General features: G+C 42.3%; 12 protein-coding genes. 6 read left to right on the top strand and 6 right to left on the bottom strand.

The genetic code is table 11. The features are described 5' to 3' along the window. Nucleotides 1–152: 152 nt before the first annotated feature. A complete protein-coding gene (locus HWQ40_RS13660) occupies nt 153–695 on the bottom strand; it encodes a hypothetical protein (protein ID WP_292778539.1) in 543 nt (180 codons plus the stop codon). Between the two features lie 655 nt (nt 696–1350). Between HWQ40_RS13660 and ftsH2 the strand changes: the two genes are divergently transcribed. Then, nucleotides 1351–3237 carry an ATP-dependent zinc metalloprotease FtsH2 gene (gene ftsH2, locus HWQ40_RS13655; RefSeq protein ID WP_292778537.1) on the top strand — a complete coding sequence of 629 codons (1887 nt, stop codon included), beginning with the start codon at nt 1351–1353 and terminating at the stop codon, nt 3235–3237. Nucleotides 3238–3485: 248 nt separating this feature from the next. Here the strand turns inward: ftsH2 and rnc are convergent, their stop codons facing one another. The 4 genes from rnc to HWQ40_RS13640 form a co-directional block, all read right to left on the bottom strand. Beyond that, nucleotides 3486–4172 (bottom strand): ribonuclease III, encoded by a 687-nt coding sequence (gene rnc / locus HWQ40_RS13650; RefSeq protein WP_292778535.1) that lies wholly within the window; start codon nt 4170–4172, stop codon nt 3486–3488. Nucleotides 4173–4272: 100 nt separating this feature from the next. After that, entirely contained in the window at nt 4273–4509 is a 237-nt protein-coding gene (locus tag HWQ40_RS35635) for an HNH endonuclease (RefSeq protein ID WP_366933984.1), read from the bottom strand. A gap of 533 nt (nt 4510–5042) precedes the next feature. Then, entirely contained in the window at nt 5043–5651 is a 609-nt protein-coding gene (locus HWQ40_RS13645; protein WP_292778533.1) for a hypothetical protein, read from the bottom strand. Between the two features lie 125 nt (nt 5652–5776). Continuing rightward, nucleotides 5777–6361, bottom strand: coding sequence for a Uma2 family endonuclease (locus HWQ40_RS13640; protein ID WP_292778531.1), 585 nt, complete (start codon nt 6359–6361; stop codon nt 5777–5779). A gap of 101 nt (nt 6362–6462) precedes the next feature. On the opposite strand from HWQ40_RS13640, the gene bchD reads away from it, so the two are divergent. Beyond that, nucleotides 6463–8490, top strand: a complete 2028-nt coding sequence (gene bchD, locus HWQ40_RS13635; protein ID WP_292778529.1) for a magnesium chelatase ATPase subunit D — start codon at nt 6463–6465, stop codon at nt 8488–8490. Nucleotides 8491–8565: 75 nt separating this feature from the next. On the opposite strand, the gene HWQ40_RS13630 is transcribed toward bchD, so the two are convergent. Continuing rightward, nucleotides 8566–9351, bottom strand: coding sequence for an RNA polymerase sigma factor SigF (locus HWQ40_RS13630; protein WP_229498888.1), 786 nt, complete (start codon nt 9349–9351; stop codon nt 8566–8568). Between the two features lie 802 nt (nt 9352–10153). Between HWQ40_RS13630 and HWQ40_RS13625 the strand changes: the two genes are divergently transcribed. The 4 genes from HWQ40_RS13625 to HWQ40_RS13610 all read left to right on the top strand — a co-directional run bounded on the left by HWQ40_RS13625 (nt 10154) and on the right by HWQ40_RS13610 (nt 18528). Further along, a complete protein-coding gene (locus HWQ40_RS13625; RefSeq protein WP_292778527.1) occupies nt 10154–11467 on the top strand; it encodes a Fis family transcriptional regulator in 1314 nt (437 codons plus the stop codon). Then, nucleotides 11460–14939: a hypothetical protein gene (locus HWQ40_RS13620; RefSeq protein WP_292778525.1), complete on the top strand. Its 3480-nt coding sequence runs from the start codon at nt 11460–11462 to the stop codon at nt 14937–14939. The genes HWQ40_RS13625 and HWQ40_RS13620 overlap by 8 nt, the downstream gene beginning before the upstream one ends. Then, nucleotides 14932–17685, top strand: coding sequence for a DUF3962 domain-containing protein (locus HWQ40_RS13615; protein ID WP_292778523.1), 2754 nt, complete (start codon nt 14932–14934; stop codon nt 17683–17685). Before HWQ40_RS13620 ends, HWQ40_RS13615 begins: the two co-directional genes overlap by 8 nt. 114 nt (nt 17686–17799) lie before the next feature. Next, nucleotides 17800–18528, top strand: coding sequence for a Bax inhibitor-1 family protein (locus HWQ40_RS13610; RefSeq protein ID WP_292778521.1), 729 nt, complete (start codon nt 17800–17802; stop codon nt 18526–18528). Nucleotides 18529–18535: the final 7 nt, after the last annotated feature.

The following is an 18535-nucleotide window of genomic DNA, read 5'->3' as shown; positions in this document are numbered from 1 at the left end:
GCGTTATTTTTAAACTGTACGGTTTAGTTTGTACCTCCTAAGAAACAAGGCAGGAGGCAGGAGGCAGAAGAAAAGAGGAATTGACGTGTTTCTTCCATCCATAACGGAAGCGAGGGCGTCCGTAAACAGCTTATATCTACCCCATTTTGAGATTAAACTGAATTTGCTTTGATACGCTGTCCTGTAAATGGGAACGTCCCTACGACTGAGCCTTTCTCTTCTAGTGGATTGGCGTTTAGAGCAAAGGAACGAACCGTAATTGTCCCTTTTACTGCCTGAGTCAGTCGATAAAACGTAGCACGAATATCGGATCGAGCAATGTCGTTGGCTCCGTCGGGTCCTGAGAAACCGAAGTTTATTCTTGTAGCGCTAATATCTTGGTTGCCAGTGCAGGTATATGCACCTTGTGTATCACCAAAAGGGTTGAAGGCTTCTTTTACACCGCCTTGATTTGAGTCAATCACAAAAAAGTTACCGTCTGGCGTAAGTGTAATCACTCCACGAGATGCGAATTGACCATTTGTGTCAAAGATTGTCGTCAGGTATGTACCTGTAACAAAACTACTACATTTATTTAAAAATAAGGTTTGTGCTTCGGATTTGGCTGCGACCAAGTGTGGTTTAAAAATACCCGTAATGGCAAGTACTGACAACAGACAAATCGTCAACATGACGAAAATTCTATTAGTTTTCATCGCAGAGCCTTTATTTTACGATATTGCCGATTTTATCGGTCTTCGGGGGTATTAGAAATCATTTATAAAGTAAATCTTTAAAAAGCAAGACGACAGTCTAAGGTCATAACTGACAATTTCAGGTCATGAACAATTTGTCAATCAGCAATAGGGCTTAAAATTATGCTGAAAATCAGGGTAGAAAACACAACTTTAAACCTGGTGATCGCTCGCGTGATTTCACGTTTATCCAGGCTACTTTTGACAAAATTTTCCCATGATTAAATCCACATCGCCACACTTAAGTACTTAATTACCAAAGTTACTTCTAGTTGATAACAGTATTTTTTCACAAATGATTCCGAATTGGTATGGTAATGAATTTTTGACAAGCCTGGTTTCTGGCTGATAATGGCGATTTAGGCGGCTTCTCTCTCATGGATCTCTACAAATTCTCTGCTGGTTAATCCAAGCTGTATTAAAATTAAGTTAACTTTGATTAAGATTCTTGTTGGCATCGCCATAATGCGCCAATCGCTCTATGGCAGTGCATGTAAGAGATCAAATTAAACAAAATGGATTTATAAACATCCGTTTAACAGCTTAAAGTGACAGAGTGATGAACATTCGGTTACTAGAGCTAACGAGTTGTATAAGCATCTAGAGGCAAATTAAAATGAAATTCTCTTGGAAAGTCGTAGCACTCTGGACGTTGCCGGCTTTGGTAATTGGCTTTTTCTTCTGGCAAGGGGCGTTTGCAGGCGCGCCTGCCGACATGAGTAAGAATGCAGCCAATACCCGCATGACTTACGGTCGGTTTCTAGAATACTTGAACAGCGATCGCGTCAGCAGTGTGGATCTTTACGAAGGCGGTAGGACTGCAATTATAGAAGCCCGCGATCCAGACATCGAAAATCGTGTCCAAAGATGGCGTGTGGATTTGCCTGTTAACGCTCCTGAGTTAATTAGCAAGCTCAAAGAAAAAGCCATTAGTTTTGATGCTCACCCCATGCGGAATGATGGCGCAATTTGGGGATTGTTGGGCAATCTCATCTTTCCAGTTTTATTGATTACTGGGTTGTTCTTTTTGTTCCGGCGTTCTAGCAACCTGCCCGGCGGCCCAGGTCAAGCAATGAACTTCGGCAAATCCAAAGCGCGTTTCCAAATGGAGGCAAAAACCGGCGTCAAATTTGATGACGTAGCCGGAATCGAAGAAGCTAAGGAAGAACTACAAGAAGTCGTCACCTTCCTGAAGCAGCCAGAAAGATTTACGGCTGTGGGCGCACGGATTCCCAAGGGAGTGCTGTTAGTTGGGCCTCCTGGAACTGGTAAAACTTTACTAGCAAAAGCGATCGCAGGCGAAGCAGGCGTACCTTTCTTCAGCATTTCCGGTTCGGAATTTGTGGAAATGTTCGTTGGTGTAGGTGCATCCCGCGTCCGCGATTTGTTCAAGAAAGCTAAAGATAACGCCCCCTGTATTATCTTCATCGATGAAATTGACGCCGTAGGACGGCAACGGGGCGCTGGTATCGGTGGTGGTAACGACGAAAGAGAACAAACCCTCAACCAACTCCTCACCGAAATGGATGGGTTTGAAGGTAATACAGGCATCATTATTATTGCTGCCACCAACCGTCCCGATGTACTAGACTCAGCCTTGTTGCGTCCCGGTCGCTTTGACCGACAAGTAACAGTCGATCCACCCGATATCAAAGGGCGTTTGGAAATCTTGCAAGTCCATGCGCGGAACAAGAAACTAGACACTAGCGTATCTTTAGATGCGATCGCTCGTCGCACTCCTGGATTCACTGGTGCTGACTTAGCCAACTTACTCAACGAAGCAGCAATTCTCACTGCTAGAAGACGCAAAGAAGCCATCACCCTCCGCGAAATTGATGATGCAGTGGATCGGGTAGTAGCTGGGATGGAAGGCACTCCCTTGGTAGATAGCAAGAGCAAGCGCTTGATTGCTTACCACGAAATTGGACACGCTTTAGTTGGGACTTTGTTAAAAGACCATGACCCAGTACAGAAAGTCACCCTGATTCCACGGGGACAAGCGCAAGGTTTGACCTGGTTCACTCCCAACGAAGAACAGGGGTTAATTTCCCGTTCTCAGTTAAAAGCCAGGATTACTGGTGCTTTGGGTGGTCGCGCTGCTGAGGAAGTGATTTTTGGGGCTGCGGAAGTCACAACTGGCGCTGGTGGAGACTTGCAGCAGCTATCAGGAATGGCTCGGCAAATGGTGACTCGCTTCGGAATGTCCGACTTAGGCCCACTGTCGTTAGAAAGCCAGCAGGGAGAAGTATTCTTGGGTCGTGACTGGACAACCCGATCTGAGTATTCCGAATCCATTGCTTCCCGCATTGATGGACAAGTGCGAGCGATCGTGGAAGAATGCTACGAAAACGCGAAGAAGATTGTACGTGACCATCGCACTGTCACCGATCGCTTAGTCGATCTGCTCATCGAAAAGGAAACCATCGACGGCGAAGAATTCCGCCAGATTGTGGCTGAGTACGCTGAAGTCCCTGAGAAGCAACAGTACGTACCCCAACTGTAATAGTTGACTCTTTTCTGGCTACTATCTGGAAATGAGTAAAGTAACAAAAAATAAAATGGGGATGGTATACGCCACCCTCATTTTTTTGCGGTTTTTCAGTGTTAGGAAGCTTCTAATACCAATTCGCAATTCGCAATTCGCAATTGAGAAATTTAGATGCAGCAAGGCAATCCCTGCTTACATCTGTTGCCTTATTTTAGAAAATTGGTATAATTTTAAAATTCTCAAAATTTATGAACCTGTAAACTCTATAACAAATCTTGTTTTTTCAACTTAGCTAGCGCATCTTCAGCAGAAGCTTTTTCTGCATCTTTTTTATTGCGTCCCTTACCTTCTCCGTAAATTTTTTCATCTACTAATACTTTGGCTATGAATTCTGGCGCGTGAGAAGGGCCTCCTATTTGTTCTGTGAAATATTTAGGGGGATTTGGGGTAACGTTGCGTTGTACCCATTCTTGAAAGCGGTTTTTTGAGTCTACATTAGAACGAGATACAATTATATGTTTAGGATCTACAGAATCAAATAGTGGTTCTATAATTGCGCGAACTGTTTCAATATTGGAATCATTATCCAAATAGTAAGCACCAAGAAGTGCCTCAAAGGTACTACTGAGCAAATTAGGATTTTGGTAGCCTCCATCTCGAATTGCACCTTTTCCTAACCGCATTCTAAAGTCTAAACCTACCTCTTGGGCGAATTTTGCCAATTGCTTTTCATCTACCAGCGCCGAACGCCGCCGGGTTAATTCATCTTCTCCCATTTCTGCATGACGACCATAGAGATATTCGCCACTTAAGAAATTCAGCAAAGCATCACCAAGAAACTCTAGGCGTTCATTGTGTTCGCCTTCTCCGGGGTTTTCATGGACGTAAGAACGGTGGGTAAGTGCACGGCGTAGAAGTTTTTCATTATGAAATATTAGAAGTTTGTGCATTTTTATTTTCTCTATCTTTGGTAATTAATTGAATGGAAAAGGTGGGCAAGATGCTCACCTTAAAACATAAAATCCTACAAAAATTTAGATGCTACGCTACCTAGAAACAGTTATTCTTGAAGCGGTGAGGCGGATAGAGACTGTTTCCACGAGAATTGTTACATGGGAAGCACGAAACTCGTAAGTTTTCAAAAGAATTAGAACCGCCACGGCTCTTAGGTAAAAGGTGATCAAATGTCAAATTTTTTTGTGGGATGTTTTGACAACACCACCAACAGTAAGAACCATACAAATCAATAAGTTGCTGCTTCTTATTACGTTTTTGTTTGAGATTCATTTTTTCGATGTTCCATTTCGCTTATTGTTTGGAACAGCATTGGAATATTAGGCATACTAGGGGTAACGAATTTTTATTGAGGGAATTAATCAAAAATTAATCTTCCTATATAAAAAATTCACTATCTACGCTTTTGTTTGGTTCAAGTCTCAGCCGTAGAATTCCTGGCTTCCTACCAAGTTTTGCGTCATCCTTTCCCCTGAAAATTTACCCAAATATCTTGCCTTGCCGTTGAAAGTCTAGTCAATCAGTTGACCTGACATTTGGCTGACATATTCAGCCGAAGGGATGACACGAAGCTCGGCAGGAAACTAGGAATTCTGCTGCTGAGACAACACCAAAAACTTGCACTTTAGAGTGCGATTCTTTTGCTGTCGTTAAATATACATTTGCATAGTTTATACTAGATGTCAATATAGTTATTCATGAATATTCGTAAAAGCGATCGCCCATATCCATCAACTTGAAAAATCATCTATGGTATGATTTCAAAACTATCATTTATTTAAATAATATTTTAGCTAATAAATAATTTATGGCTTATTTTGTGCGATCGCACTATACAAAATACCTAAAATTCTCTTAATATCCTTAATATAATATTCACTCAAATCAATCGAAACTACATTACCTTCAAGCTTGAGAAATTGCCAGATAGTACCGATAGTAACAGCACCATATATAGCTTTGATTTGATTTCCACTTCTCTCATTAAATAACTGGGCAGCTACCATTTCAGCAATACATTGTGCTAAACCAGACCTCAAATTCTCATTTTTACTTTCTACTAAGACAATCACCGGACTACGTACAAGCAGCTGCTCCGAAGAAAGACTCAAAATAAAATCACAAAAGCCGTTTAATCCTCGCTGGCTATCAACAGTAAAATCAACTCCAGAAAAAAAACTTATTTCATAATTAAATTTGCGTCTAATTTCTAATAAAATTGGACTAATTATCATTTCACTTCGAGCTTTCTCTGAACTTATCGCTACCGCTAAATCAACATTTTCTTTAAGTATAGTAGATAATAAATCACTACCTTCTTGCTCCTGCGCAGTCGCAAATAATCCAGATGACTCGTGGATAACTAACCCAAAAGAATCAATAACTTCAATAAGTTTGAAATCACTATAAGCCATAAAACTTACTCCTTGGTCTTATGACTGAATCTTATCTCATTGCTATAGCAAAGTTTAAAAAATCAGCTTGGGAGGAAATATCCTCACTAAATCAAGATATAATTCCGAGAAGCAAGGAAAATTTATCAAAACAGGTCTGAATCCCCCACTATTGATTCTGACGCCTGAATTCTGACTTCTGAATTCTTCTTCAAGACTTGATTTGATAAAATAATCTGTTTATTTAAATAACCATATTTGCCTTGATTATTCTGATATGCTTCACTGTAAACTTCCAAATAATTATCGAATAAATTGAATATCCAATAATCAGCAATACCTGCTTTAGCATAAAGAGGTATTTTCACATCTTGGTCATAACCCAAAGAAGAATCGGAAACTTCCATCACCAATAACACATCAGCAGGTTGAGGATGACCAGAAAGATAATTGTCATCTCGGTTTTGAAGAATAGCAAAATCCGGTTCAGGTTCGCTATTAGGTAGTAAAGCAATCGGAGCTTGAGATTGCAAAGTTGCTCTATCACCTACAATTTTTGAAAGTTCGCGCAACAAGTTTCGCAAACAAGTTTCATGGGCTGTACTTTTGGATGCCATTTCAATAATTTCCCCGTTGATTAATTCAATGTGGTCATATTCATGGAAAAAGCCCAATTCTCCAAGCCTGTGGTATTCAGTTAGTGTGAAGCGTTTAGCCTGGGCAATACTCATAAATCTTCCTCCCAAGGGAAATGTGATGACGTAACGCCCACTATTCTAAATGTGTCAGAAATTGGTATGCTAAAGGCCGAGACTCGCTAAGAAAGCAAACAATGCCTGCGCCTACTATCAATCCCACCATCACTGCTTTTCCCTTGACAGCCGTAGTTGGTCAAGAAGCAATTAAATTAGCTTTACTGTTAGCCGCAGTTGATCCTGGTTTGGGAGGAGTGGCGATCGCAGGTCGTCGCGGTACGGCAAAATCTGTAATGGCTCGTGCTATCCACGCTTTACTACCGCCCATTGAAGTTGTCAAAGGCTCAATCAGTAATTGCGACCCCAACCACCCAGAAGAATGGGACGATCAACTTTTGGCGGAGTATGCAGAAAAAGACATTCAAGATGTGCCCGTCGAAATTATACCCGCGCCTTTTTTGCAAATTCCTCTAGGTATCACCGAAGACCGACTATTAGGTTCAGTAGATGTTGAAAAGTCGGTAAAACAAGGTGATACGATTTTTCAGCCTGGATTACTCGCTACAGCAAACCGGGGTGTACTGTACGTAGATGAAATTAATTTATTAGATGACCAAATATCAAATCAGCTTCTAACAGTATTATCTGAAGGACGCAACCAGATTGAACGGGAAGGGATTAGTTTTCAACATCCGTGCAAATCCCTGTTTATTGCCACCTACAACCCAGAAGAAGGCGGATTAAGGGAGCATTTGCTAGATAGAATTGCGATCGCACTCTCTGCTGACGGTGTACTCGGCTTAGATCAAAGAGTAGCAGCAGTTGAAGTTGCGATCGCTTATTCTAAATCTCCCCAAGACTTCCTCCAACAGTACAACGAAGATTTAGACTCGCTCAAAACCCAAATTATCTTGGCGCGGGAATGGTTGAAAGAAGTAATCATCACCCATGAACAAATTGCCTACTTAGTGGATGAGGCCATTCGCGGCGGAGTTCAGGGACATCGCGCCGAATTATTTGCCACGCGGGTTGCCAAAGCTGCTGCGGCTTTGGAGGGACGAACAACAGTTAATGCCGAAGATTTGCGCCGTGCTGTGGAACTGGTGATTGTACCACGCGCCACAGTTGTGCAGACACCACCACCCGAACAAGCACCGCCACCGCCTCCACCGCCGCCGCAACAGAATCAAGAAGAACCCCAGGACGAATCAGAAGAGGAAGAACAAGAAGAACAGGAAGAAAATCAAGAGCAAGAACCCCCTAGCATTCCGGAAGAATTCATTTTTAATCCGGAAGGGATAATTCTTGATGACAGCGTACTTTACTTTACTCAAACGGCGAAGCGGCAAGGTAAATCTGGTAGTCGCAGTGTCATCTTTTCTGATGACAGGGGACGCTACATTAAGCCAATGTTGCCCAAGGGGAAAGCGCGACGCATTGCAGTAGATGCCACCTTGAGAGCTGCGGCTCCATATCAAAAAGCACGAAAAGAAAGACACCCAGATAGAAAAGTTATTGTCGAACAGCCTGATATTCGCTCGAAACGCCTGGTACGCAAAGCAGGGGCGTTGGTAGTATTTGTGGTAGATGCTTCTGGCTCAATGGCCCTGAATCGAATGCAATCGGCTAAAGGTGCGGTGATGCAACTGTTGACAGAAGCTTATCAAAACCGTGACCAAATAGCATTAATTCCCTTTCGAGGAGAACAGGCAGAGGTATTATTGCCTCCAACACGTTCTATTGCTTTGGCGCGTAACCGTTTGGAAAGGTTGCCCTGTGGTGGGGGTTCGCCCTTAGCGCATGGTTTAACTCAAGCTGTACGCGTCGGCTTAAATGCTCAGATGAGTGGAGATATTGGACAAGTTGTCCTTGTCGCAATCACCGATGGGCGGGGTAATATTCCCTTAGCGCGTTCTTTGGGTGAACAGCTAGAACCAGGAGAAAAGCCAGATATCAAAGGAGAATTATTAGAAATTGCTGCGAGAATCCGTGCTCTGGGGATGCAACTATTAGTAATTGATACGGAAAGTAAATTTGTGTCTACGGGCTTTGCTAAAGAATTATCGCAAACAGCCGGCGGTAAATATTATCATTTACCGAAAGCGACAGATCAAGCTATTGCTGCCATGACCAAAGGTGCGATCGCTGATTTAAAATCTAGATAATTTAGTCATTAGTCATTAGTCATTTGTCATTTGTCAGTTGCTTTTCTACTAACCACTGACCATTGACTAATGACATCAAGATCCTGTGGGCATTACTTGTGGTTGTAAATAACAAATCAAATCTTGAATTCCCTTTTGGAGATAGCGCGTTACTGTCATTGGACTAGTACCAATATTTTTAGCAGCATCCTTGCGAGAAAGTTCCTTCAAAAATACCATTTCAACTGCCATGCGGGGCTTTTCTTCCAACATATTGATTGCGCCTTGGAGTTGTTGGCGTTCTTCTTCTTGTTGGAGAAGCACATGAGAACGAGGACAAGGAAGTGCCTCACCCAAGGTTATTTGGCAATCAACATAGTTAACTGCGGTTGCATCTAAACTCAAGGGCATCCGGTTTTGAGCAGCTAACTTGGTTTCCTGCCACTCTTGTACAGATACCCGAAGTTGGCTGGCAATTTCAGCATCCTTGGGCGGGCGACCTAAAGAGATTGACAAGTCCTTGCGAATCTTTTGTCCTTCATTATATAATTCTTGCCAACGACGGGGAATTTTTAATAGAGTACTGCGATCGCGCAAAAAGTGCAGCATCTCACCGCGAATATATGGCACAGCAAAGGAACTAAAAGCATATCCTTGGCTAGGGTCGAAGCGCTCAATTGCCCGAATCAAACCAAAATAACCGATTTGTTCTAAATCTTCATAAGGTTCATTACATTGATGGCTGAATTTATGAGCCATCTTCCGTACTAAGCCAGTATGTAACTGTACAAGTTTATTACGAAGTTTAATAGAAGGATTCTGGTGGTACAAGTGTAATAATTCGATACCATCAGTTCGTAAAGAGGACTCACTTGTTGCCATATACATTCCTTTGTTGTAACTCCTATTTCTGAGAAAATGGAGTTGCGTATATTTTCTTCTAAGCTGTCATTATTTTCGTTAGTCAAGTCAGAATAAGCCATCGTCGTTTCACTGAACTTATCAGGGGTCGAACTCCACAATTCAGTATTTGTACGCATGATTTTGCAAACCTCTCTGTTACAGGTTATTTTTGCTTTTTATATAACTGTTGAATGGTAAATAATCTTGAGCTTTTGCAACAAAAACTAGCTATTTATGCTGAAAAATGCATGACTGACCTAATACCTATCAGTCATACTGAGTGCAAGTGGATCGGTAATGAATTAATCACAAAATAAACTGGGCAATTTTATCTCTTAGTACGCATCGTCATTAATGGGACTTAGACAAAAAACACCCAAAAAAGAACCTCAAATTTATATACAGAAAGACTTTGACATCGTTTTGCTTAATTTCTTAATATATCTGAGTTTGGGCTATTTTTGAGCATTTGGTGTATTTCCCTTACCCTACATGGGTTTGAGACTTGTTTTTCCCTCAAAAATGTTTAAGTCCCGTTAAGAAAGGTCAAAAATCCAAATTGGCAGTTGGATTGAAGAAAAAAACCCAAGCTACAAAAAACAGAATCTGACTCATTTTTATGGTGATTTGTACTTAGTTGGGTATTGAGGGACATTTCCGGAGATTTCCATTCAATATTGCTAAAATTGAAACTTTGGAAACTTAGTGGAAACATAGAAACAGTTTATTGACATGCAAGTTTGGTGGGTGTCACACTTCTTGCTAAATAGCAGGATGAACAATGAAAATCACTAAACATCGACAAAAAATTCTGGATACACTTCAGCAATGGTTCAGCATCCATAAACAGGGGCCAACTTTGGAGGAGTTGTGTCTAGAACTCGGAATGCAACCGCGTCAAAAAGCAACAGTTCAGCGTTGGTTGCAGACTATGCGCGGCATCGACGTTGAATGGGATGATCACAGCGCCCGCAGTTATCGCCTCCTTCAATCTGAATCAGAGACACCATCTCTACAAATATCTGTGACAGACACTCTGCGGTATTTAGCTACTGGCGTGGTGCAGTGGGAAAAACTCGAACTAGAAAAGCAAAGTCAAGTACCAGAAGCGCTTCGCATTGGTATGTCCCGTATGTATTTAACTTCGTTGCTGCGGGGAGAACAAGCCCCAGAGAACCTACCCCAATTTTTTGATTGGGCGGAAACATCAATTACTTCCTGGAAACTAGCCCAAGAGATTAAATATCTTTCGCCAGATGTCAGCCTTATAGAAGACGGAGTAGTTTCCGACTTTTCTAGAGAATGGCAAGTTTCGGGTAATGATGTGGTGGCGCAGGTAGAAGAGTCAGTACTGAAAGATGTACTGGAATACTGTCGGGGAAATCAGCTAAACGATGCCTATTGCGCTTTTCGACAACTGATAATCACTAAACCCACTCTTCATTACTCAGAATATCGGCAACAGCTACGTTTACCCGAACTCAGACAACTGCGCGAGTTATTGTCGCGGCTAGAAATCTATGTCGATATGGATAAGTTGGCAGAGGATAGAGTCTATCATCTGTGTCCCCGCTGCAAGTATGTGCAACGCCAACGCCCTGATGGTACTTATAGCTGCCGTAACCCTTGGTGTGAAAGACTTTGTGCAATCAAAAAACTTCAACCATTGCCACCTATTCCTAAAGAAAAAGCAGCGGATTGGAAAGCTGTTACGCCAGGCGTGCATTTGTACGGCACACTGCCAGGAATTTGGGAAATTCAACTTAAAGAAGAACTGACAAAGTTGGGTTTGTGCGTTACTCTCTGGCCTTTTATAGATGAATTTGACTTACTCGTAGAGTTCCCGCGCAAAGTTCGCTGGGCAATTGATCTCAAAGATTGGGCATCCGTAGATGAGGAACGTTTGCAAAAGGTGCAGTATCGGCGTGATGCAACGGAAACTTTTGTAGTTTTTCCAGATGAACGTGAAGACTCTTTGCGGATAAAGGTTGTGCGCGAACAACTAGAACCCAAACTTGAGGGGGTACGCTTACGCCTATTTAGCGAAATCATTACTCAAGCTCAAGCAATTTTAGGGAAGAAAAATAATGCGTGAGATTATTAGCTGGCGCAAGGATCTGTGCAAAAAACTCCGCAACTCAGATGAATTAAAAGAGTATATAGCATCTAGTTTAAATAATGCAGATGCTAAGGTACGTCAGCAGGAAATTAAGCGTCTTGCCCAACTCATTGCTGATGTGGAATTGGGATTAACCTTACTTCAGGAAGTAGCACCAGAAGAACCTGCAACTTCTGTGGAAGCTTTGCTGAAAGGATATCGCTTCCCAGTTGAACAACTACAAAGCGATCGCAACTGGCAACTTATACAAAATGCTCGTTTCTATCTGATTCAGCGCAAAGGCAGACAATGGCTGCGAGTTCTTCAAGAGTACATCAACTTACCTGAAATTATTAGAATCTACAGCCTTGAAGAGGCAAGGAATGTTCCTCAACTTATTCCATCCAGTATTTACCCAACTCGTTTAGAGGAGATATATCGCCCAACTTTACTAAAAACCCCACAGCATAGACAACGAAAAGTCAACTTAGCAACTGAGGGACGGTGGTATGCGAAGATTTCCCAAAAAGGCAATTCTCCAGTTGAAGTTCCTATTGATATTCCCAAGAAAGTTGCTAATATAGCACCCTCATCTGTGGTATCCCTTCATCGCACACGCACTCAGCAGAATCCACTGTGTAGTGTCACCCATGAGGAATTAATACTAGCTGCCCAAGAAATGGACGATAAATTGTCCCAGTTTGGGCAACAAGAAAATTATCGTAACCGCTTGGAAAACATTCTCTTCCAGCTATACGATGCTGAATCAGATAATTTCCATCAAGGTAATCAGCTGAATTTTGAGGGGCTGATCCACATTGTTGGGCTTTTGAATGTGGGCAAGTCTACCCTGTTGGAAATTCTGATTTACTACTTTGCCAAGCAGGGATATCGCTGCGGGTTGATGGTGAATGATGTGGCTACAGCAGTACGTCTGGCTTCTTTGTTTTGCCACAAATTAGAAATTCCTGCTGCACCAGTGCTGGGTAGTAAGCGCCAAGAACAATTGACAAAAGTCTACGAACCAATTCTCAAAAGTGAGGGTCAGGAAGTTACTAAGGGAGGGATGCATCCAGCTTGGCGTTGGTTTAGTCCAGTCTGCCCACTTTTAGCTTTAGTGCAATCAGAAGATAAGTGGGAATTTGGCAATGAACCGTGTCACAAGCTTTATGAAAAAGTTCCTGTAGTTGAAAATGATAATTCTGATGATGAAGACTTTCAAGAAAGTGATTATAAACAATACACTTGTCCCTTTTATTACAAATGTCCACGTCACCATTTAGAACATGATATTGCTACAGCCTTAGTCTGGATTTTCACTCCTGCTAGTTTCATTCATACTCGTGTACCCCGCCAAGGATTTGAACAAGACTTGACCTTTGCTGAGGCTGTTTATCGAGAATGCAAGTATCTCTTTGTTGACGAAGCCGATCGCGTGCAGATTCAATTTGATGAAGAGTTTGCCCCTGATGAAGTCTTAGTTGATGCTTCTGGAAAGTCTTTTTTAAATAAACTCGGACTAAATCTTGCCACGATTTACAATTCCGATCGCGGTGACATGGCAGGCGATCGCTTTGTTGCTTGGACAAGCGCACATTACCATACCCAAAATGCTACTAACCGCATCTATCATCTACTCCTCACCCATTCTAAACTGGTTGCGTGGTTGGGGCCTCTTCCGTTTACAGGTCGTTCTCTATTTGCTCGGATTATCCGTGACCTTGTTGATCCCCCCAACATTACTGTTTCAGCGAAACCAAAGCTAACTCGTCAACAAATCATGGAAGAACGGCGTAAACGCATCATTGAAGCAGACTTGGCTCCTACAGAACAACGTCGCCGCCGCAAACAAATGATGGACGAACTAGACGGATTTTTGCAATATCCGCTTAACCGCCGTCGTGGAGGTGAACTTTCAGATTTGGCATTGACAATACTGACTGCGGAAAATGACCGTCAAGCATTAGCTGAAATTACCCCGTGGTGCGAAAGATGGTTAGAAAATCATAATATTTTCTTACTAGATGAAGCTCAATTCGAGGAACTAATCCAAAATCTCCAGTTTGCGATTTTAACTACCATACTCGACAACCGACTAGGTTTTTTAGTTGATAATCTCAGCGATCTTGGTCGGGTTATTAACCAGCACGACTTGAACCAAGACCTCTTGCATCGCCCACCAAAAGATTTTCTCCCAGTTTTACCAGAATCGCCAGTAGGAAATATTTTAGGCTTTTTATATAAGCAAGAACGTAGCAATAAAAATGCTGGCAAGCTGGACTATTTCCGCTATGTGGGCGTAGGTCGTGCTTTACTGTTAAATTTCCCTAAACTGTTTGCAGTTGATGATTGGGATGGCCCGCATACTGTTCTGATATCAGGTACTAGCTACGCTCCTGGTTCGCCAGCTTATCACATCAGCATAAAACCTACCGTGTTGCTGCAACCCAGAACTGGTGAGGCAGGTATAGCTGAGAGTCAATTTTTCTTTAGTCCCAAACAGAATCGAGAAGCTGACTATATTGCTTTATCTGGATTGCCACCTGCAAGACGCAAACTTGCTGCTAAAGAAATGGTCGAGGCTATGTGCCACTCAGCAAGAGGTGCAGAGAGTTTTCTTGATCGCGTATTTCAGGATTTAGCACAGCGAAAACAACAGCAACCTGAATGGTGGAATGATCGCGATCGCATCTTGATTGTTGTGGGTAGCTATGAAGAATCTGAATGGGTAGCGTCTATTTTACAATCACGCTACCGCTTCGACATAAACATCAACGATGACGGTATTGCTACCCTCCGCCGCGACAATGCTCCCGCTCATCTTCATGGTATTCCTCGCAGTGAAATTCGGAATTTACAACATTTACCCACCCAGATTGTAGTTGCTCCTTTGATGGCTTTAGAACGGGGTCACAACATCTTGAATGCTCAAGGCAAAGCTGCATTCGGTGCAGTCCTGTTCCTCAACAGACCTATGCCAATACCTGATAACTGGCAATCTACTGTTCAGCAACTCAACGCTTGGGCGCTGAAACACGAAAAAGACTCCACCCTTTACGAAGAAGCTCAATCAACTTTGGGAAACCTAACCCTAACTCAGGTTGCAGATATATTCTACCAGAATGCTGCTGCCGAGATGGTCAATTTGAATTACACGGCGTGGTCTTTCAAACAACTAACAAAAGATGAACGATCAGTACTTTGCTGGACTCAGTTAGTGAGTATCTGGCAAATCATCGGGCGTTTGGTGCGTGGTGGTGTACCAGCAGTAGTCTATTTTATCGATGTGAAATTTGCCCCAAATTCAGCCATTGGCGAACAAGACAGCGAAAGCACTTCACTATTAGTTGCCATCATCAAGGTGCTGGAACCCTACATTGAAAGTGAGGATGTGCTGGCGCGATCGCTTTATGGCCCTTTTTTGAATGCACTTCAACAAATGAAACAAAGAAACTTAAACTATGACTAAAATTATTCGTCCTGGTGCTTGGGAACTTACTGCAACGAATCCAACATACAAACTCTCTGCAATTTATGTTCCTACTACATGGAGACAAGTCGGCAACAACCTTGCTCAACAGCGTGCCAAACTCAAAGGTCAACGTTATCAAGCCGTACCAGTTTATTCTCTCGACCCTTTGATAGTTGGTAGCTTTCCTCAAATTATCAAGACTATGCGTAATGGCTGGCAGAAAGGCAATGTACCTTGGTTGTTAGCAACAGCAACCACAGACCTTTCTGACTTGGGTAACTGTATAAAAGATTGGTTGATAGAAGAATTTAGTTGTTTAGAGGATGTTGAGTCAAAGCTTGCAAATCTGAATAATGATGATTGGCACTGGGAAGATCCAAAAATTTATGATTTACTCCATCCTCAAGATCGGGTCGAAACAGGCAACCTTTACCAAGCTATTCCAGATTACCTTGCCAAAGAGTTTCTTCAAAAGCCAACAGTTTCCTTTGGTGTCGATGAGCAGTATCAATTGACATTTTACCGAGTGGTTAGCCTCCAAGGCGCTGAGTTAATGTCATGGCCTCCTAGTGAAGTTACGGTCACTAAAGGAAAGGAAACAACAGAAACAGCATATATTTCGTTTGTCCTTGAGTTTGTTTTGCAAACAGTCCCTTGGCGGGAAAAACCGATTATCTATCATCATTTATCAGTTCGACGCTGGTTAACTCAACCTCTGAAATATATACCCTACCCAGGTGTGAAAGCTCATATCGGTGATAACCGTCGATGGTTAGATGGCCAACGCCAACCCTTTTGCTTTATTCCACTGATGATGAACCGTTATGGAAAGGAAGTGAAATGGCCTCAAGCCATCAGCAATCTTTTTTCTCTCAATGACTCTCAACTTCCTGACGCAAATAATTTCGTTTCTAACCCAAATCACAACTGGTCAGGTATCAACACAATTCCTAGTGGTATCCAAGCTGCGATCGCCTACACTTCTAAATTAGGAGATCCACCCTGCTACGCTGGTGTCAGTCCACAGGATTTGGCTAGTTTAGATCAAGCTATTGAAGCACGTCTACCTGTTAAAAGAGTGGGTGAGGCAGAGAGGGTGACAGGTAACGTTTTTATTTTCTGGCCTTCAGAAAAACCCAAAAAGAAAATTGTTCCTCTGCTTGCTGACGAAGAAAACCAATCTAATAAACCTAAAAAAGCAAAGAAATCTGACGACCCAAATCATTCACACACCCCAATGCTGCGACCCAAATTAGCAGTAGCTGCGGTATTTCGTGAAGCTGAAAATCCTCTTCGCATCATACTTATTTTGTGGGAAACCCCACAATGTCGTGATGCACTGATTGCTGAAATTTGCCAGTTACTGTATTTATCACCCACAACAGTAGAAAACATATATCAAGGTTTACACGGTTCTTTGTGTATCAAGACTCAACACGTTGGCGACCTCACACAAGACTTAGAAATTAAAAATTTCTCTGAAGTGAGGAAAACTTATCAACAGCAACGCCCTGATTTCTTAGCAGAACGCATTAACAAGATTACTGCATTTCTACCCCAAACTAAAGAACTAAGTGGTGCTTTAATCGAAATTAGACCTAAACCTTTCATATCAGAAGCTGATCCCAAACTGGCATGGAGGATTGGGGCAATGAAAGCAGGCTATCTCAATCAACACATCCACCGAATAACCACTAAAGCAGACCCGGAAAAGCTGAAAAAATCTGGTTTAGAAGCAGTGAAACGAGCGGTATCAGACTTACTAAGGCAATTTGGAATTTTACCTGACACTCCTCTAATTAATCCTGAAAAAGATGGGATTGATCCTAATGTTTGGTTAACGTGCTTTTATGTCCTACGCCGCACTCGCAAAACAAATGCTGAAAATATTCCCAAAACTGTTGTTTTGATGATTAGAGTTAATCCACTTACAACAAAAGTAGAGTTAACAACACCTGACTTATTTAATGAAGAAGGTTGGGTATCCTATCCTGTTGGACTTGCACATCTTTCATCTGAAGACTGGGATTCTAACTCTGATGATGAAAGTAATGAAGAACTTAACGAGGAACAAAAGCGCAAGGAGCAGACAAAAGAACAAAGGCTGATCAATAAGTTTGTTACTGAATGTTTGCAAGATTGCTTAAATACTCCAATTACTGATAAAAAATCCCCACGTGTGCTATTCATGGCAGAAGCACAAAATGCCCGTAAAATGCTGAACTGGCTACAAAACCAAAATCTACTAACTAATGATCCATTACAAACGCTCAAACAGCACCTTTCACAAGAAGAAATAAATCGCCTATGGGTTGTGCGCTTACGAGTTGCAGAGAATGGTGAAGTACCAGTTGCTATTGTTAAAGATTCTCCCGGTAGTCGAACCAGTGGTGTTTACCGATGGCAAAATGTGTGTGACGATGGAGAGCGATCGCTCTACTTGAGTGTTAGAAAACCTTTAAATACTGAAAAGCACATATTACGCACATGGCAGTCTCGCCTTGACAATGGCAGCAGGCAAGCTGGAAAAGCCAGAATCTTAGAAATTGCCCTGATTCATCACCCAGAAATCAAGGGCGACAAGCTAGCTCATTTTGTCCACTCTCTCAGAAGTCGCTGGCCTTATTTTGCAAATGACGTTATTCTACCGTTACCTTTTCCCTTTGCAATCAAGGCTAAAGAGTATGCTGTCAGTGCTAAAGATCCTGTAGAATCCTCAGAAACTGACGACTCTAATTTTTAACAACAAAGCCCCCCTTCAGATTTGGCAACCTTAATTTAATCCTTGGCTGTTAACCCCAAAGATTGGTAAGAATAGGAATAAGCAGAACGTTTTCCTAAAAAACAGTTTTTCAATATGAGCAATACCAGTAATTTTCGTGAAGCTATCCGTGAGGCTAAATCTCACGTCCTCGTTGGCCCAAACGTGATTGCCAACGCCCTCCCCTACGTCGGTGGTGGATTAGTGCTAACGGCATTAGGAACCTACGGCGGTTTGGGAGTTATCCGTACTAACCCCGAAATATTCTTTCCTACCTTCATTGGTGCAGTGATTTTGGAGTTAATTTTGTTCTTTGTTGCCCAAAATGTTGCCCAGAAAGGTAACAAGGGACTTGCATTACCACTGTTGGCAACCTACAGCCTCTTGTCTGGATATACCCTCAGTGGTTTGGTATTTGTCGCCTTGAGATCCCAAGGTGTTGGCATTCAAGGCATTGGATTGGCTGCCCTTGGTTGTGGTGTCACCTTTATTGCTGCCCGTCAAATTGGTTCAAATCTTTCTGAACAAGACGGCATGGCTTTGACGAAAACCATCAATCTTGGTGTCATTGCCTTGGTGGTTGTATGCCTTGCCCAATTTGGGTTTGCCATGTTTGGTGTTTACACGCCCAATTGGTTAGAAATCGCCATCTCCGGTTTAGGAGTATTCTTGTTTGTTGGGGTTTCTGTTGTCGATTTCTACATCTTGCCCCGTACTTACAGCGATGACCAATATCTACCTGCTGCTTTGTCGATGTACCTTACTTACATCAACTTGTTTGTCTTTATCTTGCGGTTGCTAATTGCCATAAATGGCCGCGATTAATTGTCTG

It is taken from the genome of Nostoc sp. NMS9, from assembly GCF_017114995.1.
In the GTDB taxonomy this organism is placed as follows: domain Bacteria; phylum Cyanobacteriota; class Cyanobacteriia; order Cyanobacteriales; family Nostocaceae; genus Nostoc.
The sequence above is the reverse complement of the archived record's forward strand: the minus strand, read 5'-3'. Positions and strand labels throughout refer to the sequence as shown.

Coding starts and splice junctions, on each gene's coding strand:
- HWQ40_RS13660 (WP_292778539.1), bottom strand. CDS start 695: ATGAAAACTAATAGAATTTTCGTCATGTTGACGATTTGTCTGTTGTCA.
- ftsH2 (WP_292778537.1), top strand. CDS start 1,351: ATGAAATTCTCTTGGAAAGTCGTAGCACTCTGGACGTTGCCGGCTTTG.
- rnc (WP_292778535.1), bottom strand. CDS start 4,172: ATGCACAAACTTCTAATATTTCATAATGAAAAACTTCTACGCCGTGCA.
- HWQ40_RS35635 (WP_366933984.1), bottom strand. CDS start 4,509: ATGAATCTCAAACAAAAACGTAATAAGAAGCAGCAACTTATTGATTTG.
- HWQ40_RS13645 (WP_292778533.1), bottom strand. CDS start 5,651: ATGGCTTATAGTGATTTCAAACTTATTGAAGTTATTGATTCTTTTGGG.
- HWQ40_RS13640 (WP_292778531.1), bottom strand. CDS start 6,361: ATGAGTATTGCCCAGGCTAAACGCTTCACACTAACTGAATACCACAGG.
- bchD (WP_292778529.1), top strand. CDS start 6,463: ATGCCTGCGCCTACTATCAATCCCACCATCACTGCTTTTCCCTTGACA.
- HWQ40_RS13630 (WP_229498888.1), bottom strand. CDS start 9,351: ATGGCAACAAGTGAGTCCTCTTTACGAACTGATGGTATCGAATTATTA.
- HWQ40_RS13625 (WP_292778527.1), top strand. CDS start 10,154: ATGAAAATCACTAAACATCGACAAAAAATTCTGGATACACTTCAGCAA.
- HWQ40_RS13620 (WP_292778525.1), top strand. CDS start 11,460: ATGCGTGAGATTATTAGCTGGCGCAAGGATCTGTGCAAAAAACTCCGC.
- HWQ40_RS13615 (WP_292778523.1), top strand. CDS start 14,932: ATGACTAAAATTATTCGTCCTGGTGCTTGGGAACTTACTGCAACGAAT.
- HWQ40_RS13610 (WP_292778521.1), top strand. CDS start 17,800: ATGAGCAATACCAGTAATTTTCGTGAAGCTATCCGTGAGGCTAAATCT.